This is a genomic window from Streptomyces sp. 15-116A (genome assembly GCF_025290915.1).
Lineage (GTDB): Bacteria > Actinomycetota > Actinomycetes > Streptomycetales > Streptomycetaceae > Streptomyces.
On record NZ_JAOCQE010000095.1, the window covers coordinates 1 to 21536 of the forward strand.

The 21536-nt window shown below is 72.3% G+C and carries 18 protein-coding genes and 1 riboswitch; of the genes, 14 read left to right on the forward strand and 4 right to left on the reverse strand.

Annotated elements, in window-relative coordinates:
• The 10 genes from N4P33_RS17410 to N4P33_RS17455 form a co-directional block, all read left to right on the forward strand.
• The coding region (locus N4P33_RS17410) for a YjfA family protein (protein WP_260827538.1) at positions 1 to 583 on the forward strand (583 nt) is incomplete at its 5' end.
• A gap of 371 nt (positions 584 to 954) precedes the next feature.
• The gene (locus tag N4P33_RS17415; protein ID WP_260827539.1) at positions 955 to 1944 is read left to right on the forward strand and encodes a malate dehydrogenase; all 990 of its coding nucleotides are present in this window, start codon (positions 955 to 957) and stop codon (positions 1942 to 1944) included.
• A 216-nt stretch (positions 1945 to 2160) separates the two neighbouring features.
• Complete coding sequence (locus N4P33_RS17420; protein WP_260827540.1) at positions 2161 to 3957, forward strand: hypothetical protein; 1797 nt, start codon at positions 2161 to 2163, stop codon at positions 3955 to 3957.
• The gene (locus N4P33_RS17425; protein WP_260827541.1) at positions 3944 to 4306 is read left to right on the forward strand and encodes a hypothetical protein; all 363 of its coding nucleotides are present in this window, start codon (positions 3944 to 3946) and stop codon (positions 4304 to 4306) included. Before N4P33_RS17420 ends, N4P33_RS17425 begins: the two co-directional genes overlap by 14 nt.
• A gap of 770 nt (positions 4307 to 5076) precedes the next feature.
• Positions 5077 to 5760, forward strand: a complete 684-nt coding sequence (locus N4P33_RS17430) for a hypothetical protein (RefSeq protein ID WP_260827542.1) — start codon at positions 5077 to 5079, stop codon at positions 5758 to 5760.
• Positions 5761 to 5967: 207 nt separating this feature from the next.
• Positions 5968 to 7488, forward strand: coding sequence for an aldehyde dehydrogenase family protein (locus N4P33_RS17435; protein WP_260827543.1), 1521 nt, complete (start codon positions 5968 to 5970; stop codon positions 7486 to 7488).
• A gap of 330 nt (positions 7489 to 7818) precedes the next feature.
• On the forward strand, positions 7819 to 9348 hold the full coding sequence (locus N4P33_RS17440) for a GMC family oxidoreductase (RefSeq protein WP_260827544.1): 1530 nt from the start codon (positions 7819 to 7821) through the stop codon (positions 9346 to 9348).
• A complete protein-coding gene (locus tag N4P33_RS17445) occupies positions 9348 to 10466 on the forward strand; it encodes a glycine betaine/L-proline ABC transporter ATP-binding protein (protein WP_260827545.1) in 1119 nt (372 codons plus the stop codon). Before N4P33_RS17440 ends, N4P33_RS17445 begins: the two co-directional genes overlap by 1 nt.
• Entirely contained in the window at positions 10466 to 12415 is a 1950-nt protein-coding gene (locus tag N4P33_RS17450) for a proline/glycine betaine ABC transporter permease (RefSeq protein WP_260827546.1), read from the forward strand. The genes N4P33_RS17445 and N4P33_RS17450 overlap by 1 nt, the downstream gene beginning before the upstream one ends.
• 1 nt (position 12416) lies before the next feature.
• Positions 12417 to 13394, forward strand: coding sequence for an ABC transporter substrate-binding protein (locus N4P33_RS17455; RefSeq protein ID WP_260827547.1), 978 nt, complete (start codon positions 12417 to 12419; stop codon positions 13392 to 13394).
• A 3-nt stretch (positions 13395 to 13397) separates the two neighbouring features.
• Here N4P33_RS17455 and N4P33_RS17460 read toward each other — a convergent pair whose 3' ends face one another.
• From N4P33_RS17460 to N4P33_RS17470, 3 genes are read right to left on the reverse strand one after another with little or no spacing between them, the layout of a single operon-like run.
• Positions 13398 to 14129 (reverse strand): isocitrate lyase/phosphoenolpyruvate mutase family protein, encoded by a 732-nt coding sequence (locus tag N4P33_RS17460; RefSeq protein WP_260827548.1) that lies wholly within the window; start codon positions 14127 to 14129, stop codon positions 13398 to 13400.
• Entirely contained in the window at positions 14126 to 14575 is a 450-nt protein-coding gene (locus N4P33_RS17465; RefSeq protein WP_260827549.1) for a carboxymuconolactone decarboxylase family protein, read from the reverse strand. The genes N4P33_RS17460 and N4P33_RS17465 overlap by 4 nt, the downstream gene beginning before the upstream one ends.
• Positions 14572 to 15153 carry a carboxymuconolactone decarboxylase family protein gene (locus N4P33_RS17470; RefSeq protein WP_260827550.1) on the reverse strand — a complete coding sequence of 194 codons (582 nt, stop codon included), beginning with the start codon at positions 15151 to 15153 and terminating at the stop codon, positions 14572 to 14574. The genes N4P33_RS17465 and N4P33_RS17470 overlap by 4 nt, the downstream gene beginning before the upstream one ends.
• 47 nt (positions 15154 to 15200) lie before the next feature.
• Between N4P33_RS17470 and N4P33_RS17475 the strand changes: the two genes are divergently transcribed.
• The 4 genes from N4P33_RS17475 (at position 15201) to N4P33_RS17490 (ending at position 20096) form a co-directional block, all read left to right on the forward strand.
• On the forward strand, positions 15201 to 16586 hold the full coding sequence (locus tag N4P33_RS17475; RefSeq protein WP_260827551.1) for a PLP-dependent aminotransferase family protein: 1386 nt from the start codon (positions 15201 to 15203) through the stop codon (positions 16584 to 16586).
• Between the two features lie 239 nt (positions 16587 to 16825).
• A complete protein-coding gene (locus tag N4P33_RS17480) occupies positions 16826 to 17179 on the forward strand; it encodes a hypothetical protein (RefSeq protein ID WP_260827552.1) in 354 nt (117 codons plus the stop codon).
• A gap of 84 nt (positions 17180 to 17263) precedes the next feature.
• The gene (locus tag N4P33_RS17485) at positions 17264 to 18448 is read left to right on the forward strand and encodes a glutathionylspermidine synthase family protein (RefSeq protein ID WP_260827553.1); all 1185 of its coding nucleotides are present in this window, start codon (positions 17264 to 17266) and stop codon (positions 18446 to 18448) included.
• 72 nt (positions 18449 to 18520) lie between these two features.
• Positions 18521 to 18610: riboswitch (ZMP/ZTP riboswitch) on the forward strand.
• Positions 18611 to 18641: 31 nt separating this feature from the next.
• Complete coding sequence (locus N4P33_RS17490) at positions 18642 to 20096, forward strand: glycine hydroxymethyltransferase (RefSeq protein WP_260827554.1); 1455 nt, start codon at positions 18642 to 18644, stop codon at positions 20094 to 20096.
• A gap of 144 nt (positions 20097 to 20240) precedes the next feature.
• Here N4P33_RS17490 and N4P33_RS17495 read toward each other — a convergent pair whose 3' ends face one another.
• The gene (locus tag N4P33_RS17495) at positions 20241 to 20945 is read right to left on the reverse strand and encodes a hypothetical protein (RefSeq protein WP_260827555.1); all 705 of its coding nucleotides are present in this window, start codon (positions 20943 to 20945) and stop codon (positions 20241 to 20243) included.
• Positions 20946 to 21536 lie beyond the last annotated feature (591 nt).

The following is a 21536-nucleotide window of genomic DNA, read 5'->3' on the forward strand; positions in this document are numbered from 1 at the left end:
CGGCGGCCCCGCCACGCCGCCGAGGCCCGACGGACGCGCGCCCGCCGTGCCGCCCCGCACCTCGGCGAACCAGAACCGCTCCGGCGGCAAGGGCAAGCGGCGGACGGGGACGTTCCTCGCGGGTGCCGTGGGCGTGCTGGTGGTGATCGCCGCCGCGTTCTACGTGACCGGGGGCGACGACGACAAGAAGGCGAACGGCACCGACCGGTCCCCGTCGCCGACCGTCACCACCGACGCCAACCTGCCCGCGGGCGTCAAGTGCAGCGGCGACAGCTGCACCGGCAAGGACGCCGAGGCCATGGGGTGCAGCGGCGACCTGGTGACCACGGCGGCGACGGCCACCGTGGGTGCCACCACCGTCGAGGTCCGCTACAGCGAGACCTGCGGCGCCGCGTGGGGCCGTATCACGCAGGCCGCGGAGGGGGACAAGGTCGAGATCACCGCGGGCAAGGCGAAGGAGAGCGACACCATCACCGAGGCCGGTGACACGGTGACGTACACCGCGATGGTGGCGGTCGAGAGCGAGTCCGGCGCCAAGGCCTGCGCGGTCCTCGCCTCCGGCGAGGAGGGCTGCACGGAGTGAGCCCGTCCCGGGGCACGGTGTCTCACCTGCGCCCGGGACGGATTCGTGCGGGATCGGTGAGGACAGGCATGGGCCGCCGGAAGGCGGGCACGCGAGAAGTACCCCCACGGGAGTCCGGCACGATCGGTCCCCGACGGCGGCCGCCCTTGTCCCCCCTCTCCCGGACGGGCGGCCGCCTCTTCGTGTGCCGGTCCGTGCGCCCGGCCGGGTACCTCTCGGTCACTCTGTGGGGCGGGCCACAGGGAGCCCGGACATCCGCCGTCCTGGATGCGCGATAGCCTGACCGCTGGATGGATCTCTTGATACCAAGAGATCGATCAAACGTAGCGGGGCAGGGACGCCCCACCGCCAGCTGTCATACGGAGAACGCCATGACCCGCACTCCCGTGAACGTCACCGTCACCGGCGCGGCCGGCCAGATCGGTTACGCCCTGCTCTTCCGCATCGCCTCCGGCCAGCTGCTCGGCGCGGACGTGCCGGTCAAGCTGCGCCTGCTGGAGATCACCCCGGCGCTCAAGGCGGCCGAGGGCACGGCCATGGAGCTGGACGACTGCGCGTTCCCGCTGCTCCAGGGCATCGACATCACCGACGACCCGAACGTGGCCTTCGACGGCGCCAACGTCGCCCTGCTCGTGGGCGCCCGCCCGCGCACCAAGGGCATGGAGCGCGGCGACCTGCTCGAGGCCAACGGCGGCATCTTCAAGCCGCAGGGCCAGGCCATCAACGCCCACGCCGCGGACGACATCCGCGTCCTGGTCGTCGGCAACCCGGCCAACACCAACGCACTGATCGCGCAGGCCGCGGCGCCGGACGTACCGGCCGAGCGCTTCACCGCGATGACCCGTCTGGACCACAACCGCGCCCTGACCCAGCTGTCGAAGAAGACCGGCGTCGCGGTCTCCGAGATCAAGAAGCTGACGATCTGGGGCAACCACTCCGCGACCCAGTACCCGGACATCTTCCACGCCACGGTCGCCGGCAAGAACGCCGCCGAGGTGGTCAACGACGAGAAGTGGCTCGCCGAGGACTTCATCCCGACCGTCGCCAAGCGCGGCGCCGCGATCATCGAGGCCCGCGGTGCCTCCTCGGCCGCCTCCGCCGCCAACGCCGCGATCGACCACATCTACTCGTGGGTCAACGGCACCCCCGAGGGCGACTGGGTCTCCATGGGCATCCCGTCCGACGGCTCCTACGGCGTCCCCGAGGGCCTGATCTCGTCCTTCCCGGTCACCTGCAAGGACGGCAAGTACGAGATCGTCCAGGGCCTGGAGATCAACGAGTTCTCCCGCACGCGCATCGACGCGTCCGTGAAGGAGCTGGAGGAGGAGCGCGAGGCGGTCCGCGGCCTCGGCCTCATCTGATCCGACGCGCTCCGCACTTCGGGCCCCACACCGGTTCGCCGGGGTGGGGCCCGTCGCGTCACGCCCGCGGATGCACGGGTTTGGCCAGAGGTTGGCGGAGATCACAGAGGCCCGTGCTTGACATTCCGGTTTCCTTGCGTCTCGCCGCTCCCTTATGCTGATGGGCCATCAATTCGCCTGTCACAAGAGCCGCTTGCGCATCGGGGGACCTCGTCAGTGAGCACCGCACACGTGCCGCAGCAACCGCATCACTTGCCGGACGCCACGCAGGCGCCGGGCGAGCCTCCGCCCACCCCGCCGCACTCCAGTGAGGCGACGCGGCTGCTGTGCGCGGGCGCGTATCTGCACCCCGGCTACCGCGACCGGGTGATCGAGGAGCTGTACGTCAACGAGCACCGGCTCGTGGCGCCCTCCCTCGGCTTCGACGCCGCCCGCGTCCTCGCGCACGCACTGCGCGCCCGGCGGCAGGAGCTGCTGTGGGCCGCCGCGATCCTCGGGCTGTGGGTGGTCGGCATGCCGCTGAGCGGCTGGCTGCTCGTGGGTCTGGTGTGGCCCAGCCTGCTCCTCGCGCTTGCTCCGTGGATCAGGGGACGGGGTGCGGGCCAGCCGCTGTACCGGGTCTTCGCCGCGTTCCTGGCCCGCTGGTGGGGCCGGGTGATGTTCGCGTTCTGGCTGTTCCTCGTCGTGGGCGTCGCCTTCGGGGCCGGTGACGACGACTCCGGATCGGCGTACGACTCCTACGACTCCTACGGCTCCTACGGCTCCTACGATTCCTACGGCTCCTCCGGTGACGTGTTCGGGTCGTCCGACGCCGGTGACGCGCTGGCTCCGTTCGCCGGTCTGTTCGCCGAGGTCGTCGAGGCGTGGCAGGCCTGGTTCGCGCTCGCCGTGCTGGTGCTCGTCGCGCTGTGCGAGGCGGCGCGGCGCGGGCAGTTCGCGCGGGTGCTCGCCGCGGAACTCTCCCCGCGGCAGTTCCCCGACGTGGCGAACGACCCCGCCGAGCAGGTGGAGGGGCTGCGCTTCCGGCGCCTGATGGGCCTCATCCGGCGGGAGCAGCACGCCCCGCTGATCATGTACAACGAGGCCGGTCCGTTCTGCGGGGCGGGAGCGCCGTACGACACCTGGGTGCTCGCGGTCGAACTCCGGCCCGACGAGGACAAGAAGCAGCAGCCGCTCAACAACCGGGCGATCCTCGACCGGATCCGGCCCATGCTCGAACAGCTCCGGATCCCGGCGGCGTACGCGGGCACGGCCGTGCGCGACCGGCTGCGGCGGCTGGAGATCGACGAGTGCGTGTTCCTGCCGGTCGAGGGGCTGACGGGGCGCGAGCAGGCGCCGTACGACCCCGAGCAGTTCGAGCAGCACCGGCTGCGGGCGGTGGAGGAGGGCGGCGAGAAGCGGCGGCACTTCCTGCGCGTGCGGGTCGGCGGCTGGGAGGAGGAGCTGGTCGTCACCGTCTACGTCCGCATCCACACCCAGGGACGCATGCTCATGCTGGAGGTCGCGCCGCATGTGCTGACGCCGGTGGTCGCCGAGTTCAAGGACGCGGACCGCACCGCGCACAAGTTCCGTACCAGCAACCTGTTCGGCAAGGCCGTCGCGGCCGTCGTGCTGGTGCCGGGTTCTGCCGGGCGGGCGCTGGTCACCCTCGGGCGGGGCGCCGTCCACGCCTGGCGGCTGCTGATCGGCGGGCAGGCGAGCGCGCTGCCCGAGGGGCCGGCGCTCTCCGTGCGGGAACTGGCCTCGGTGAACACGGGGTCCACGTTCCAGGAGATGGACGTGGCCCGGTATCTGCGGAGCGTGCAGGACCGGATCGGGCGGGGCGTGCGGCTCGCGCTGTCCGAAGCCGGGTATGAGACCGGCGAGTTCGTCCAGAAGATCGTCAACATCAGCAACGGTGCCGTGCACATCGACCGGGTCGAGGGGTCCACCTTCGCCATCGGTGAGCACGCCAGCGCCACCAGCGGCGGCCCCGGGTCGCAGAAGGGAACCGCGAGCCATGGCAAGCGATGAGCCGAACGTCCGGATCGGGGACGTCACGGGCAGCACCTTCGCCATCGGCAGCCACGCGCGCGCGGAGAGCCACCATCATGGTGGGCCCGCACAACGTGACGAGGCGGCCGAGGAGTTGCTGAAGGCGGTGCGTGAACTGCGGGCGGATCTGTCGGGTGGCCGCGTGCGGCAGACCGAGCAGACCGCGGAGCTGGACGCGGCGCTCGCCGACACGGAGGACGAGATCAGCCGCACGGGCACGGCCGACGCGGGCCGCCTGCAACGACTCCGGGACCTCCTCACCGACGCCCAGGCCCTCACGGCCCTGCTCGCCTCCGCGGGAACCGTGGCGGGGCTGCTCGGCATGTGACACGGCGGGTACACCACGGGTGAGGTGACGGAGACGAGGGGGACCTGATGGGCACGGGCAGCACCGGACCGCTGTACTGGAACGAGGAGACCCAGCGCTGGGAGGAGGGCGGGGGATCGGGGGCCGGGGGTGGTTCCGGTTCGGCTGCCGGTTCCGGTTCCGTTTCCGGGGCGGCTGCGGGTGGTGATGAGGCTTCGTCGGGTGCCGGTGCCGGTGCCGCCGAGGGTGGCGATGGGGCCTCGTCGGGTGCCGGTGCTCGTGCCGAGTCGGACCGTGGTGGGAGCGGGGAGGGTGTCTCGTGGCCCTCGGCGGTGGGGGAGCCGGATGACTCCGGGGCCGTCGATGGTGCCGAGGGAGGTGCCTCGGGTGCCGGTGGGCAGGCCGCTTCGCCCAGCGGTGGTGAAGGGGCCCCGGACGGGGCCGCGCCGCCGCTGCATCCCGATCTGGTGCACTCCTCGCCCACCCTCACCGGTATTCAGGGGCCGGGCAGCGCACCAGGTGCCGGGTCCTGGCCGGGGGCCGGGGCGCCGCCCCACGGGCCCGGTCACTCGCCCCACGGCCCGGGTCGCTCGCCCCACGAAGCCGGTCAGCAGTCGCCCGGGCCCGGCTACCCGTCGTCCGAGCCCGACTACCCGTCGCCCGCGTACGGCTATCCCCCAACCAGCGCCGGGTATCCGCCGCCCGGCGCGGGATATCCGCCGTCCGGCGCCGGATACCCGCCGTCCGGTGTCCCCGAGCCCGGGTCGGGCCGGTCTCGCCGGGTCTGGGCCGTGGTGGGGGGTGCCGCGGTGGTCGGTGTGGCGGTGGGGTTGATCGTCACGTTCGTGGTCCGGGACGGCGGTGGCTCCGAGGGGCGGGCCGGTGGTGGCAGCGCCTCGGTGTCCGCGTCGGCCACGCCCAGCGACTCCGGGACCGTCTCCGAGCCCGGGGCGCCCGAGACTCCCTCCGGGTCGCCCTCCGCCCTCACCAGTGATCTCCCCGCCGGCTTCGAGGCGTACGACGACCCCGAGGGCTTCACCATCGCCCGTCCCACGGGGTGGACCCGTACCACCGTCGCCTCGCAGTTCGGCATGGACGTGGTGCACTACCGCAGCCCGGACGGTGAGCGGCGGCTGCAGGTGTTCGAGGTGTCGGAGTCGTCCCCGGCGGCGTCGCACGAGCTGTTCCTCTCCGACGCCGTGCCGAAGGCTCCCGGGTTCACCGAGCTCTCTTTGGACAACCTGGGCGACGGCGACTTCGCCGGCTCCCGGCTGGAGTACCTCGCCGACTCGATCAAGGGCGAGCCGGACGTCGGTACGTGGCATGTGGTCGACGAACGCTTCGAGGCCGCCGACGGCAAGATCTACGCCGTCGCCGCCTACGGAGCGGACGCCGACGGCCGGGACGACGAACGCGAGCTGCTGCGGACGGCGCTGAGTGCGTTCTGCCCGCCGTACACGACCTGCGGCGGCTGACCCGCACGCGGGGCGCGGCACGTTTCGTCACCGCTCGCTCACACCGTGGGTGATGTGTCCCTCCATGTCCGCATCTTCCGTGACGCCGCGCACGTTCGGCGTGCATCGCGCATGCATTCGGGACCGAAGGGCAGGAGCACCCGGTCCCGTGGGCGACACCTGTGTGACACACGGGCGCAGAACAGGAACGGAAGGCAGTCACCGATCATGGCGCACAGTACGGAACTTCAGGCGCGCGACACCATCCACGCGGGGGGCGAGTGGCGGGCGGCCGTCTCGGGGGCCACCCGCGAGATCCTCGACCCCGCGGACGCGCTGCCGTTCGCCGTGGTCGCGGAGGGCGACGAGAAGGACACCGATCTCGCGGTGGCCGCCGCGCGCCGCGCCTTCGACGAGGGCCCGTGGCCGCACACGCCCGCCGCCGAGCGCGCCGCGCTGCTGCGCCGCGTCGCCGGACTCCTCGTGCGGGACCGGGAGAAGCTGGGCCTGCTGGAGAGCCGGGACGCGGGCAAGACCGTCGAGGAGGGGCGCGTCGACATCGACTGTGTCGCCGACGCCTTCCGCTACTTCGCCGACCTGATCGCGGCCGAGGCGCCCGGCCGGGTCGTCGACGCCGGGTCGAGCGACATCCACAGCGTCGTCGTGCACGAGCCCGTCGGTGTGTGCGCGATGATCACGCCCTGGAACTATCCGTTGCTCCAGGCCAGTTGGAAGATCGCCCCCGCGCTGGCCGCGGGCAACACCTTCGTGATCAAGCCGAGCGAGATCACCCCGCTGACCACCGTCGCGCTCATCGACCTGCTGATCGAGGCCGGGCTCCCGGCCGGGGTCGCCAACATCGTCACCGGGCCGGGCCACACGGTCGGCGCCCGGCTCGCCGAGCACCCCGACGTCGACCTGGTCTCCTTCACCGGCGGCCTGGTCAGCGGCGTCAAGGTCGCCCAGGCGGCCGCACCGGGCGTGAAGAAGGTCGCCCTCGAACTGGGCGGCAAGAACCCCAACGTCGTCTTCGCCGACGCCTGCGCCACCGAGGAGGGCTTCGACACCGCCGTCGACCAGGCCCTCAACGCCGCGTTCATCCACAGCGGCCAGGTCTGCTCCGCGGGCGCGCGGCTCATCGTCGAGGAGTCGGTGCGCGAGCGCTTCGTCGCCGAACTCGCCCGCCGGGCCGAGAAGATCCGCCTCGGGCGCGGCACCGCCGAGGGTGTCGAGTGCGGGCCGCTGGTCTCCGAGCAGCAGCGCGCCAAGGTGGAGGCGTACGTCGCCTCCGCGCTGTCGGAGGGCGCGGTGCTGCGGGCCGGCGGCAAGCGGCCCGAGCCGTCCGCCGAGCGGCCCGAGGGCGGCTACTTCTACGAGCCGACCGTGCTGGACCACTGCCACCGCGAGATGCGGGTCGTGCGCGAGGAGGTGTTCGGGCCGGTCCTCACCGTCGAAACCTTCCGCACCGAGGACGAGGCGGTCGCGCTCGCCAACGACACCGAGTACGGGCTGGCCGGCGCGGTGTGGACCGCCGACGCGGGCCGCGCCCGGCGCGTCGCCGGACGGCTGCGGCACGGCACGGTGTGGATCAACGACTTCCACCCCTACCTGCCGCAGGCGGAGTGGGGCGGCTTCGGCAAGAGCGGAGTGGGCCGCGAACTGGGCCCCGCCGGGCTCGCCGAGTACCGCGAGACGAAGCACGTGTACCAGAACCTGGCGCCGAAGCCGGTGCGCTGGTTCGCGGGCTGAGCGGAGGGCGGGGGCGGCGCGGAGCGCGGGAGTGCAGCTGCTTGCTGCTGCTGGGCGGGGGTGGGTGTCGCGCGCCCGCGCTGGCGGGGTGCCGCTGCGCCCACCCGTGCCGCCCCAGCGGCACGACTGCCCGCAGCTAAGCAGGTACGACGGCCCCGCAGCTGCGGCGGGATCGCCGGCCGCCCGTAGCTCGTGGCGAGCGGTGCCTGACGCCGTGGTGAACGCCGTGAAGGTCCACCGGCGAACCCCTGTACCCCTCCTCCCCGCAACCCAGCAACCCACCCGACCCAGGAATCCCCTAGATCCCAAGTCCCCACAGGAGAACCCCCCATGCCCGAGCACACCCGAGAATTCGACTACGTCGTCATCGGCGGCGGGACCGCAGGTTCTGTCATCGCCTCCCGGCTCACCGAGAACCCGGACGTCACCGTCGCCGTCATCGAAGGCGGTCCGAGTGACGTCGGCCGGGACGACGTGCTGACGCTGCGCCGGTGGATGGGGCTGCTCGGCGGCGAGCTGGACTACGACTACCCCACCACCGAGCAGCCGCGCGGCAACTCGCACATCCGGCACAGCCGCGCCCGCGTCCTCGGCGGCTGCTCCTCGCACAACACGCTCATCGCGTTCAAGCCGCTGCCGTCCGACTGGGACGAGTGGGAGGAAGCCGGTGCCAAGGGCTGGGGCGCCGTGCAGATGGAGGCGTACTACGCCCGCCTGAAGAACAACATCGTCCCGGTCGACGAGAAGGACCGGAACGCCATCGCCCGTGACTTCGTGGACGCCGCGCAGGCCGCCCTCGGCGTGCCGCGCGTCGAGGGGTTCAACAAGAAGCCGTTCACCGAGGGCGTCGGCTTCTTCGACCTCGCCTACCACCCCGAGAACAACAAGCGGTCCTCCGCCTCCGTGGCGTATCTGCACCCCGTGATGGACGAGCGGACCAACCTCACGCTCCTGCTGGAGACCTGGGCGTACAAGCTCCAGCTGGACGGCACCCGCGCCGAGGGCGTCCATGTGCGCACCAAGGACGGCGAGGAGAGCCTCGTACGGGCTCGCAAGGAGGTCGTCCTGTGCGCCGGTGCCGTCGACTCGCCCCGGCTGCTGCTGCACTCCGGAATCGGTCCGCGCGAGGACCTCGAAGCGCTCGGCATACCCGTGGTGCACGACCTGCCCGGCGTCGGTGAGAACCTGCTCGACCATCCCGAGTCGGTGATCGTCTGGGAGACCAACGGCCCCATCCCGGAGAACTCCGCGATGGACTCCGACGCCGGCCTGTTCGTGCGCCGCGACCCCGCACACGCGGGCCCCGACCTGATGTTCCACTTCTACCAGATCCCGTTCACGGACAACCCGGAGCGACTGGGCTACCAGCGGCCCGAGTTCGGCGTCTCCATGACCCCGAACATCCCCAAGCCCAAGTCCCGCGGCCGGCTCTACCTCACCAGCGCCGACCCCGAGGTCAAGCCCGCGCTGGACTTCCGTTACTTCACCGACGAGGACGACTACGACGCCCGTACCCTCGTCGACGGCATCCGCATCGCCCGTGAGATCGCCAGGAGCGAGCCGCTGGCCGGCTGGCTCAAGCGCGAGGTGGCACCCGGTCCGGACGTCACCGGTGACGAGGAGCTCAGCGAGTACGCCCGCAAGGTCGCCCACACCGTCTACCACCCCGCCGGCACCTGCAAGATGGGCGCCGGCACCGACGAACTCGCGGTGGTCGACCCCGAGTTGCGCATCCGCGGCCTCGACGGCATCCGTATCGCCGACGCTTCCGTCTTCCCGACGATGACCGCCGTCAACCCGATGATCGGCGTGCTCATGGTCGGGGAGCGCGCCGTCGACCTGATCGGCGGTGGTGCGTGATGGGTACCGCCGTCCCGCAGACCGCGAGCAGCACCACCGGCACCGACGCCACGACCACTCCCGTCTTCTCCGTCGACGGGCTCTGGAAGGTCTTCGGCCCGAAGGCCGACCGGATCCCCGGCGACCCCGAGCTCACCGCGCTCGACCCGGCCGAGCTGCGCTCCCGCACCGGCTGCACGGCCGCCGTCCGGGACGTCTCCTTCGACGTCCGCAAGGGCGAGGTCTTCGTCGTCATGGGCCTGTCCGGCTCCGGCAAGTCCACGCTGGTCCGCTGTCTGACCCGGCTCATCGAGCCGACCGCCGGCACCATCGCCATCGACGGCGAGGACGTCCGTGCCATGGACAAGGCCCGGCTGCGCGAACTGCGCCGGCACCGCGCCGCCATGGTCTTCCAGCACTTCGGCCTCCTCCCGCACCGCACCGTCCTCGACAACGTGGCGTACGGCCTGGAGATCCAGGGCGTCGGCAAGGCCGAGCGGCGCGCCAAGGCCGCCGAGGTCGTCGCCAAGGTCGGCCTGGAGGGCATGGAGCAGCGCCGGCCCGCCCAGCTGTCCGGCGGTCAGCGCCAGCGCGTGGGACTCGCCCGCGCCCTCGCCGTCGACCCCGAAGTGCTCCTCTTCGACGAGCCGTTCAGCGCGCTGGACCCGCTGATCCGGCGCGACATGCAGGAGGAGGTGGTCCGGCTGCACCGCGAGGAGGGCCGCACGATGGTCTTCATCACCCATGACCTCCAGGAGGCCCTGAAGCTCGGTGACCGCATCGCCCTGATGCGCGACGGCCGCGTCGTGCAGCTCGGCACGCCGGAGGAGATCGTGGGCTCACCCGCCGACGACTACGTCCGTGAGTTCGTCCGAGACGTCCCACGCGAACAGGTCCTGACGGTCCGCACGGCGATGCGCCCCGCAGCGTCCTCGGAGGAGGCGAGCACGGGCCCGGCGATCCGCCCCGACGCCACGGTCTCGGAGGCGATAGAGGCAGTGGCCCGCGCGGGCACCCCGGCCCGGGTGATGGACCAGGGCCGCTGCCTGGGAGTGGTCGACGCGAAGGCCCTGCTCGATGTCGTCGCCCACGTGGAAGCGTCACCGGCTCCCGCCCGGACCAGCGAGGAGCCGGTCTGATGGCAACGATCACCGCGACCACCCAGAAGGCGTCTCCGCCGGGCATCCTGCACCACCGGGCCGCCCGCAAGCTCGCCGCGCTCACCCTCCTCGCCGCGATCCTCGTCCCCCTCGCCGCCACCCGCTGGTCCACCGGCACCTGGCCCGACGCCCTCACCGTCGACGTCTCCGGCCCCCTCGCCACCACCAGCGACTGGATCATCGACAACCGGGACTCCCACCCCCTCTTCATCTACTTCTTCGGCCATGTCAGCAACGCCGTGGTCATCGCCGTACGCGCCGTCTACCTCGCCCTCCTCGCCGTCGGCTGGGCGGGAGTGACCGCCGTCGCCGGCCTCGTCGCCTGGCGCGTCGCCGGGCTCCGCCTGGCGCTGGGCACCGCCGCCGCGTTCCTCGTCTGCGGCCTGCTCGGCATGTGGGTGCCGACGATGCAGACCCTCGCGCTGATGGTCGTGGCGGTCGCCGCGTCCGTCCTCGTCGGCGCCCTGCTGGGCCTCGCCGCGGGCCTGTCGGACCGTATGGACCGCGTCCTGCGCCCGGTCCTGGACACCATGCAGGTGCTGCCCGCCTTCGCCTACCTGCTCCCCGTCGTGCTCGTCTTCGGCATCGGCGTCCCCGCAGCCGTCCTCGCCACCGTCGTGTACGCCGCCCCGCCCATGGCACGGCTGACCTCCCTCGGCCTGCGCGGCGCCGACAAGGAGGTGCTGGAGGCGGTCGAGTCGCTCGGCTCCACCGCCCGTCAGCGCCTGCTGACCGCCCGTATCCCCCTGGCCCGCAAGGAACTCCTCCTCGGCCTCAACCAGACGATCATGATGGCGCTGTCCATGGCGGTCATCGCCTCCGTGATCGGCGCCGGCGGTCTCGGCGACCGCGTCTACCAGGCGCTGGCCTCGGTCGACGTGGGCGCCGCGCTCGCGGCCGGTATCCCGATCGTGCTGCTCGCCGTGGTCCTCGACCGTGTGACGGGCGCGGCCGGCGCACGGCTCGGGGAAGCGCCCGCGCGTAACGCCCGCGTGCTGTGGCTGTCCGCCCTGGCCGCCGCGATCGCCGTCGCGGTCGCCGGACGCCTCGCGGGCCGCCTGGAGTGGCCCACCGGCTGGATCGTCGGCATCGCCGAGCCCGTCAACCGGGCCGTCGACTGGATGACCGCCCACCTGTACTCGGGCGTCCCCGTCGTCGGCGGCACCGCCGACTGGGCGGCCCGCTTCACCACCTGGGTGCTCGACCCGCTGCGCGACGGACTGCAGTGGCTGCCCTGGTGGTCGGTGCTGCTCGCCGTCGCCGCCCTGGCCTGGCTCATCGGCACGTGGCGCACCGCGCTCACCGCCGTGCTCGCCATGGCCGCGATCGGCGTGCTGGGCGTGTGGGACCAGTCCCTCGACACGCTCTCCCAGGTCCTCGCGGCCGTCGCCGTCACGCTCGTCATCGGCTTCGCGACCGGCATCGCCGCCGCCCGCAGCGACCGCGTCGAGCGGTTGCTGCGGCCCGTCCTGGATGTGTTCCAGACGATGCCGCAGTTCGTGTATCTGATCCCGGTCGTCGCGCTGTTCGGCGTGGGCCGCGCCCCGGCCGTCGCCGCCGCGATCGTCTACGCGCTGCCCGCCGTCGTCCGCATCACCACCCAGGGGCTGCGCCAGGTCGACCCGGCCGCGCTGGAGTCCGCCCGCTCGCTCGGCGCGACCAGCGGCCAGCAACTCCGCCAGGTCCAGCTGCCGCTGGCCCGCCCGGCACTGCTGCTCGCCGTGAACCAGGGCGTGGTGCTGGTCCTCGCCGTCGTCATCATCGGCGGCCTGGTCGGCGGGGGCGCGCTCGGCTACGACGTCGTCTTCGGCCTCGCCCAGGGCGACCTGGCGACCGGACTGGTGGCCGGCGCCGCGATCGTCTGCCTGGGCCTGATGCTGGACCGGGTGACGCAACCGACACAGCGCCGCGCGAAGAAGGGAGCGTGACATGCGACTCAGGAACATGGGGAGGCGTACGGCTCCCGCGGTGGCCGGCTCCTCCGCGCTGCTGCTGCTGACGCTGACCGGCTGCGGTGCCGCCGACATGACCAAGCAGGCGTCGCCCTTCGCGAACGCCCAGGGCGCGAAGACCGTCACCCTGTCCGTGCAGTCCTGGGTCGGCGCGCAGGCCAATGTCGCCGTCGCCCAGTACCTGCTGGAGCACGAACTCGGCTACCGCGTCGACACCGTTCAGGTCGACGAGGTGCCCGCCTGGGACGCGCTCAGCCAGGGCCGGGTCGACGCCATCCTGGAGGACTGGGGCCACCCCGAGCAGGAGCAGCGGTACGTCGAGGACAAGAAGACGATCGCGCGCGGCGGCGACCTCGGAGTCACCGGGCACATCGGCTGGTTCGTGCCGACGTACTTCGCCGAGAAGCACCCCGACGTCACGAACTGGAAGAACCTGAACAAGTACGCCGATCAGTTCCGCACCGCGGAGAGCGGCGGCAAGGGACAACTCCTCGACGGCTCACCGTCGTACGTCACCAACGACAAGGCGCTGGTGAAGAACCTGAAGCTGGACTACCAGGTGGTGTTCGCCGGTTCCGAGGCCGCGCAGATCACCCAGATCAAGCAGTTCGCCAAGGAGAAGAAGCCCTTCCTCACCTACTGGTACACCCCCCAGTGGCTGTCCGAGAAGGTGCCCATGACCGAGGTGAAGCTGCCCCCGTACAAGGAGGGCTGCGACGCCGACCCGGAGAAGGTCGCCTGCGCCTATCCGCACACCCCGCTGCAGAAGTACCTCAACGCGGACTTCGCGAAGGAGGGCGGCAAGGCGGCGGACTTCCTGAAGAGGTTCCGGTGGACGACCGAGGACCAGAACGAGGTCTCGCTGATGATCGCCGACCAGAAGTTGTCGCCCCAGGAGGCGGCGAAGAAGTGGGTGGACAGTCATGAGTCCACGTGGCGGGCGTGGCTGTCCTGACCCTCATGCGCGCAGCCGGGCCGCCAGCTCGCCGAGCGCCTGCGCGGCCCGGCGCTGCAGCCCCGGACCGAACGTGACGCGCGTGGCCCCGAGTTCACCGAGCGCGGTGATCGAGGGGCCCTCGCCGTCGTCGCTGTCCAGCCTGGCGTACACATTGACCGACCCCTGGATCCCGGCCCGCAGCAGCGGCAGTACGGCAGTGGGGGCGCCGATCGGATACACGCAGTCGGCGCCCGCCGCCCCATACAACGCCGCCCGCTCGATGGCCCGTTCGGGGTCGGTGACGCCGCGCAGGAAGGTGTCGATGCGGGCGTTGACGAAGAGATCGCCGCCCGCCGCGGAGCGCACCTCGGCCAGCCAGTCGGCGTGCGCCCGCGGGTCCTTGAGGGCGCCGTGCTCGCTGTCCTCCAGATTGCAGCCCACGGCGCCCGCCTCCAGCAGCCGCTCCACCAGCTCCTTCGGCGCGAGCCCGTAGCCGTCCTCGACATCGGCCGACACGGGGATGTCCACCGCCCGCGTGATCCGTGCGATCGCGGCGAACATCTCGTCGGCGGGAGTCTCGCCGTCGGCGTAGCCGAGCGAGGCGGCGACCCCGGCGCTGGGCGTCGCGAGCGCCGGGAAACCGGCCTCGGCGAACACGCGGGCGCTCGCCGCGTCCCACGGGCCGGGGAGCACCAGGGGGTCGCCCGGCGCGCGGTGGTGGTGCAGCGCGCGGAAGGTCTCGGCCTTGCTCACCACTCGGTGCTCCCGGGAGGGATCCGCCGGGCGACCATGAGCCGGTTCCAGCTGTTGATGACGGTGATCAGCGCGATGAGGTGGGCGAGCCGGGCGTCGTCGAAGTGCTTGGCGGCCTGCTCGTAGACCTCGTCCGGCACGAAGCCGTCCGTCAGGACGGTCACCGCCTCGGTCAGCGCGAGCGCGGCCCGCTCCCGCTCGTCGAAGGCGCCGTCACCGGCCTCGTCCCAGACGGCCAGCAGATCCAGCTGCCGTTCGCTCACGCCGTACTTGCGGGCGAGGGTGAGATGCATGTCCAGGCAGAACGCGCACCGGTTGATCTGCGAGGCGCGGATCTGGACGAGCTCGGCGAGCGCGGGGTCGCCGAGGCCCTTCTTGGCGGTGGCGCTCAGGGTCTGCAGGGCGGTGCGGACGCCGGGGTCGAGGTGGGTGGTGCGGGCGGTCACGCGTGCTGCCCCGGCTGGTAGTGGCCCGGGGTGCGGCGGCAGGTCACGCCGAAGCGGTTCCAGGCGTTGATCACCGTGATGGCGGCGATCAGCTGCGCCAGCTCGGTCTCCTCGAAGTGCCGGGCCGCCTGCTCGTACACCTCGTCCGGCACGAATCCGTCCGTGAGGACGGTGACCGCCTCGGTCAGCTCCAGCGCCGCGAGCTCCCGCTCCGTGTAGAAGTGCCGCGACTCCTCCCACGCGCTCAGCTGGATGATCCGCTCCACGCTCTCGCCTGCCGCGAGGGCGTCCTTGCTGTGCATGTCGAGACAGAGCGCACACTTGTTGATCTGCGAGGCGCGGATCTTCACGAGCTCCAGCAGCTTTGGGTCGAGGCCTTTCCGGGCAGCGGCGTCCAGCCGGACCATCGCCTTGAAGACGTCGGGGGCGAGGGCGGCCCAGTCGAGGCGGGGCGGCTGCTCGGGGGCGTACGTGTCGGTCGTGCCGGTGTGCGGGGGCGTGGTCGCGTCGGTGCGCGTGGCCTGCGTCGTGTCCGTTTCTGGGTCCGTGTCCGTGCGCGTGTGCGTGGTGGTCGTCATGTCCTCGACCCTAGGAGCGAAGCAGCCCAGGAGTATGGTCCATTCCCATGGCGAAACCCTGGGCCACTTTCGGCGTCGACCTGCACCTCGAACCCACCGGTCCCGGACTGCGCCGGGGCCTGACCGACGCCCTGCGCGAGGCCATCCGCACCGGCCGGCTCGCCCCCGGCACCCGGCTGCCCTCCTCCCGCGCCCTCGCCGCCGACCTGGGCATCGCCCGCAACACCGTCGCCGACGCCTACGCCGATCTCGTCGCCGAGGGCCGCCTCACCGCACGGCAGGGCTCCGGCACCCGGGTCGCGGACCGCGCGGTGCCCCAGCCGTCCACCCGCCCCGTCTCATCCGGGCGCACCCCCGGCCGCCTCCCGTACGACCTCGTCCCGGGCACCCCCGACCTCGCCTCCTTCCCACGTGCCGAGTGGCTCAAGGCCACCCGCCGCGCCCTGACCGCCGCACCCAACGAGGCCCTCGGCTACGGCGATCCGCGCGGCCGGCCCGAACTGCGCACCGCCCTCGCCGACTACCTCGCCCGCGTCCGGGGCGTGCACGCCGACCCCGAACGCCTCGTCGTCTGCTCGGGCTTCGCCCACGGCCTGCGCCTGATCGCCGAGGTCCTGCACGCCCGCGGCGCCCGCACCCTCGCCGTGGAGTCCTACGGCCTGGACGCCCACTGGGACCTGGCCGAACGCACCGGCCTGCGCACCACCCCCCTCCCGTACGACGACCTCGGCACCCGCACCGACGACCTCGCGGACGCGGACGCGGTGCTCCTCAACCCCGCGCACCAGTTCCCCCTGGGCGGCGCCCTGCGCCCCGAACGCCGCGCCGCCGTGATCGACTGGGCGCGCCGCACCGGCGGGTTCGTCCTGGAGGACGACTACGACGGGGAGTTCCGCTACGACCGCCAGCCGGTCGGCGCGCTCCAGGACCTGGACCCCGACCGCGTGATCTACCTCGGCACGGCCAGCAAGTCCCTCGCGCCGGGACTGCGCCTGGGCTGGATGGTGGTGCCCGCGTCCCTCCTCCCGGAGGTGCTCGCCCGTGGTGGCGGCCGCTCCGTGAGCGTCGTCGAACAGCTCACCCTCGCCGAGTTCCTCACCTCCGGCGCCTACGACCGCCACGTCCGCTCGGCCCGCCTGCGCTACCGGCGCCGCCGCGACGCGCTGGTCGAGGCGCTGGCCACCCGCGCGCCCGACGTCAAGGTCACCGGCATCGCCGCGGGCCTGCACGCCGTCCTGCGACTCCCGCCCGGCACCGAGCGGTCGGTGGTCCAGTCGGCCACCTGGCAGGGCCTCACGGTCCACGGCCTCACCCGCTACCGCCACCCGGCCGCCGAGGTCTCCTCCCCGGACGCCCTGGTCGTCGGCTACGCCACCCCACCGGACCACGCCTGGACCCCCACCCTGGAGGCCCTCTGCAAGTCCCTGCCCTGACCCCACGCTCACCCCTGCGGTGGCCGGACCGCGCGCCTTCAAGGACGGGTTCAAGGACGGGAAGTCCGGCTCACCAAGGGGGGTAGACCCTGTCGAAGACGGCAAAAGGGCAGGGGGGTGAGGGGTCCGGGCGGGGGCTCCCTGCTGTCGGTGTTCGGCCCATCTCTAGGCTGTCCGCCGCGAGCCGGCGAGCAGACAGCCGGGCGCGAGCACCGGGAGCACCTGGGGGAGTGGAGACGATGGCAGACACACCGCGACGGCTGCGGTCCAGCACGGTGGTGCTCGGTGGGATGGGCGTCCTCGCGGCGACCCTGTCCGCATGCGGCTCGGACCCGGACCGCCGCTGCGTGGACCGGGACAGCTACGACTACATCAACGGCTACAAGATCGTCGCCGACCAGAACTGCACGTCCTCCCGCACCTCCTCGTCCGGCAAGAAGCGCAAGACCGGCGGCGCCCAGCGCGTCGACGCCGACTGGTACTACGACGCCGACGTCAGCGGCGGCTATGCCGACAACGGCACCTTCAGTCGCAGCGAGGCCGTCGACCGCGGCGGCTTCGGCTGCTCGGGCTCCGGCAGCGGCGGCGGCTGAGCGGCGCCCGCACCCGGCCGCCGGCACCGACACGGTCCCCGACGCCGTCCCCGCCCTCCGCCTCACGCCGACCGAAGGCCTCCCATGGAACGCCGCACCATCGCGCCCCGCCCCGGCTGGCAGCAGACCGTCGAGGAACAGGGGCTGATCTACCCCCTCACCCGCTACCCGGACAACTCCCTGCGCCCCTACTGGGACGAGAGCGCCTACTACGTCTTCAGCCTGGAGGAGGTCGAGGCGCTGGAGGAGGTCGTCGAGGAACTGCACCGCATGTGCCTCGCCGCCGCCGAGCACATCGTCACCGCCGACCGCTTCGCCGACCTCGGCATCACCGACCCCCGCCTCGCCGCCACGGTCGCCGAGGCCTGGCACCGGCGCGCCGAACTCCCCTCCGTCTACGGCCGCTTCGACCTCCACTACGACGGCACCGGCCCCGCCAAGCTCCTGGAGTACAACGCCGACACCCCCACGTCCCTCGTCGAGGCCGCGTCCCCGCAGTGGTTCTGGATGGAGGAGCGCTTCCCCGGCGCCGACCAGTGGAACTCCCTCCACGAACGCCTCGTCGACGCCTGGAAGAAGCAGGCCGCCCTCCTCCCGCCGGGCAGCCCCCTGTACTTCGCGAACTCCGAGGCCGACGAACTGGGCGAGGACCTGATGACGGTCGCCTACCTCAAGGAGACCGCCGAGCAGGCGGGCCTGGAGACCGAGTGGATCTCCATGGAGGAGATCGGCTGGGACCGTCTGTCCCGCCGCTTCGTGGACACCAAGCTCCGCTTCATCCGCAGCATCTTCAAGCTGTACCCCTGGGAGTGGCTCACCACGGACCGCTTCGCCGACCACGTCCTCGACACCCTCGACAACGGCGGCGGCACCGGCAGCACCCTGTGGATCGAACCCGCCTGGAAGATGCTGCTCAGCAACAAGGCCCTCCTCGCCATCCTCTGGGAGCTCTACCCCGGCCACCCCAACCTCCTGCCCGCCCACCTCGACGGCCCGAGGGACCTGGCCGCCACCACCGGCTACGCCGCCAAGCCCCTCCTCGGCCGCGAGGGCGCCGGCGTCACCCTCCACGACCCCGGGGCGCCGCCGGTGATCCGCGACGAACCCTGCTGCTACCAGCAACTGGCCCCCCTCCCCGATTTCGACGGCAACCACGTCGTCCTGGGCGCCTGGGTGGTGGAGAACGAGTCGGCGGGCCTCGGCATCCGCGAGTCCTCCGGCCTGGTGACGGACGAGTACGCCCGCTTCCTGCCGCACGTCATCCTCTGACCACCACCGGGCAGCCCCTGCGCCCGCATGGCGGACGCTCTCCTGGACCCGGCGCGGCCACCCGGTAGGCTGACCGAGGGCCGTGACTGGCGCGCTGGGATGGGACCGACCATCGGGGAGCGGCCCGTACGGGAATGTGTGCCGTGCGCCTGGGCCGAACCGTGTACGCCGAACGCCACGTCCGGAGGTCCTGATGTCCGACACGCCTGCGTCCCTCTCCCAGGAGTCCACCGCCTACCGCGCCGCCCTCGACGTCATCCGCGCCGTGGAGCCCCGCGTCGCCGACGCCATCGGCCAGGAGGTCGCCGACCAGCGCGAGATGCTCAAGCTGATCGCCTCCGAGAACTACGCCTCCCCGGCCACCCTGCTGGCGATGGGCAACTGGTTCAGCGACAAGTACGCCGAGGGCACCGTCGGCCGCCGCTTCTACGCCGGCTGCCGCAACGTCGACACCGTCGAGTCCCTCGCCGCCGAGCACGCCCGCGAACTCTTCGGCGCCCGCCACGCCTACGTCCAGCCGCACTCCGGTATCGACGCCAACCTCGTCGCCTTCTGGGCCGTCCTCGCCGACCGCGTCGAGGCCCCCTTCCTGGAGAAGACCGGCGTCCGCCAGATCAACGAGCTCTCCGACGCCGACTGGGCCGAACTGCGCCAGGCCTTCGGCAACCAGCGCATGCTCGGCATGTCCCTGGACGCCGGCGGACACCTCACCCACGGCTTCCGCCCGAACATCTCCGGCAAGATGTTCGACCAGCGCTCCTACGGCACCGACCCGGCCACCGGCCTGATCGACTACGAGGCCCTGCGCTCCCAGGCCCGCGCGTTCAAGCCGCTGATCATCGTCGCCGGCTACTCCGCCTACCCCCGTCTGGTGAACTTCCGGATCATGCGCGAGATCGCCGACGAGGTCGGCGCCACGCTCATGGTCGACATGGCCCACTTCGCGGGCCTCGTCGCCGGCAAGGTCCTCACCGGCGACTTCGACCCCGTGCCGCACGCCCAGATCGTCACCACCACGACCCACAAGTCCCTGCGCGGCCCGCGCGGCGGCATGGTGCTGTGCGACGACTCCCTCAAGGACCAGGTCGACCGCGGCTGCCCGATGGTCCTCGGCGGCCCGCTCCCGCACGTCATGGCCGCCAAGGCCGTCGCCCTCGCCGAGGCCCGTCAGCCCTCCTTCCAGGACTACGCCCAGCGCATCGTCGACAACTCCCGCGCCCTCGCCGAGGGGCTGATGCGCCGCGGCGCCACCCTCGTCACCGGCGGCACCGACAACCACCTCAACCTGATCGACGTCGCCTCCTCCTACGGCCTCACCGGCCGCCAGGCCGAGGCCGCGCTGCTCGACTCGGGCATCGTCACCAACCGCAACGCCATCCCGGCCGACCCCAACGGCGCCTGGTACACCTCCGGCATCCGCATCGGCACCCCGGCCCTGACCACGCGTGGCCTGGGCACCGCCGAGATGGACGAGGTCGCCGGCCTCATCGACCGCGTGCTCACCAGCACGGAGCCCGGTACCACCAAGTCGGGGGCTCCCTCCAAGGCTGCCCACGTCCTCGACACGAAGATCGCCGACGAGATCTCGCGCCGTGCCACCGACCTTGTGGCCGCATTCCCGCTGTACCCGGAGATCGACCTGGGCTGACGCCTCCGGCGAGGCGAGCGGGCGCCGGGAGCACTTGTTCCTGGCACCGGCTCCGGCATTGCCGTCCCCGGCTTGGTGGCCCGTCCCTGTCTCCGTCGTCGCGCGGCGGTCCGGCCCCGTGTCCGGCCGTCGCGCGGCGGTGTCTCACAGGTCCAGCAGCTCCTGCCGCGGGCCCGGGTCACGGCGCTGGCGTATCGGGGGCCACCGGGTGACGTACGGGCGCAGGACCAGGGCGAGTGCCGCGCCTGCCACGGCTCCCGGTATCGCCCACCACCAGTCGGTGCCGTCGGCCGGTGCGGCCGTGCGCTGCGCCGCTGCCGCCTGCGTACCCGCGCTGCCCTGCTCCGCGTCCGGTGCGGCGGGGGCTGCCTGCGCCGTCTCCCACGGAGCGGGGTAGAGAGGAGACGGCACTCCGGCGCCGGAGGTCGGGCCCATCAGGCCCAGCACCTTCAGCAGGTCGCGCAGCTCGGCCGGGTCCTCGGCGCGGTGCCAGCGGCCGTCGGCCGAGTCCGTGAGGTTTCCCGACGTGTGGATCCACACGTGCTCGTCCTTGGCCGCCGGATAGACACGGTCCACCCGCCAGGGCGTCACGTCATGCAGCATCCACGTGACGTTGATCAGCCGGGAGACGGCGAGGTTCGCCTCCGGCGGTTTGTTCCGTGTGCCGGTGCCGGGCGGGCCGAGCAGCTGCTCCAGCTCGCGGTATCCCTTCTGGTCGTTGTACAGCGCGGCCGTCTCCTGGCTTCCCGGCGACACCAGCAGCACGCTCGTCGGCCCTCCGGCTGAGGCGGGCACCGCGCCCCACACCACCACGGCCACCGCTGCCGCCAACGCGCCCAGTCCCGCCACAAGTCGTCGTCCTCTGCTCACCCACCCGTACATCCGGACCCCCACTCGGCCGGCCGATCCCCGTGCGACCCGCCACGCGAGCCGCCTGTCACTTCTGGTACACCGCCCGAGCCGACGAGGTTCCCATCCATTGCCCCCGATCTCGGACGAGCTCCTCATACCTCCGGGCCCTTGAGCCCCAGGGCCTCCGTGCCCCTAGGGCCCCTTAGCTTCCGAGCCCACAGGGCCTCCGGGCCTCTGAGCTTTCGAGCTCCCAGCCATGGGGCCTGGGCCTCTGAGCTTTCGAGCTCCCAGCCATGGAGCCTGGGCCTCTGAGCTTCCGAGCCCACGGAGCCTACGGGGCTCCGAGCCCTCGGTCTCCCGGCTTTCCAGCCTCCCGGCTCCTGAGCCTCCGGGCGTCTTAGCCTCCGGGGCTTCCCAGCCTCCGGGCCCTTGAGCCTCCGGGCCTCCGGGCCCCCGGGTTCCCGCGCTCCCGAACCCCCGGGCCCCAGGTCATCGAGCATCCAAGCCTCTGAGCCCCAAGATCGAGCACTCGCCCCCTCCAAGCCCGCCGCGCCCCACGCCGCACCCCCCCCGCAAGCTCAGCCCCCC

Bases quoted from the DNA above. Each gene is read 5' to 3' on its own strand.
- N4P33_RS17415 (WP_260827539.1), top strand. From the start codon at position 955: ATGACCCGCACTCCCGTGAACGTCACCGTCACCGGCGCGGCCGGCCAG.
- N4P33_RS17425 (WP_260827541.1), top strand. From the start codon at position 3,944: ATGGCAAGCGATGAGCCGAACGTCCGGATCGGGGACGTCACGGGCAGC.
- N4P33_RS17435 (WP_260827543.1), top strand. From the start codon at position 5,968: ATGGCGCACAGTACGGAACTTCAGGCGCGCGACACCATCCACGCGGGG.
- N4P33_RS17440 (WP_260827544.1), top strand. From the start codon at position 7,819: ATGCCCGAGCACACCCGAGAATTCGACTACGTCGTCATCGGCGGCGGG.
- N4P33_RS17445 (WP_260827545.1), top strand. From the start codon at position 9,348: ATGGGTACCGCCGTCCCGCAGACCGCGAGCAGCACCACCGGCACCGAC.
- N4P33_RS17450 (WP_260827546.1), top strand. From the start codon at position 10,466: ATGGCAACGATCACCGCGACCACCCAGAAGGCGTCTCCGCCGGGCATC.
- N4P33_RS17455 (WP_260827547.1), top strand. From the start codon at position 12,417: ATGCGACTCAGGAACATGGGGAGGCGTACGGCTCCCGCGGTGGCCGGC.
- N4P33_RS17470 (WP_260827550.1), bottom strand. From the start codon at position 15,153: ATGACGACCACCACGCACACGCGCACGGACACGGACCCAGAAACGGAC.
- N4P33_RS17475 (WP_260827551.1), top strand. From the start codon at position 15,201: ATGGCGAAACCCTGGGCCACTTTCGGCGTCGACCTGCACCTCGAACCC.
- N4P33_RS17480 (WP_260827552.1), top strand. From the start codon at position 16,826: ATGGCAGACACACCGCGACGGCTGCGGTCCAGCACGGTGGTGCTCGGT.
- N4P33_RS17485 (WP_260827553.1), top strand. From the start codon at position 17,264: ATGGAACGCCGCACCATCGCGCCCCGCCCCGGCTGGCAGCAGACCGTC.
- N4P33_RS17490 (WP_260827554.1), top strand. From the start codon at position 18,642: ATGTCCGACACGCCTGCGTCCCTCTCCCAGGAGTCCACCGCCTACCGC.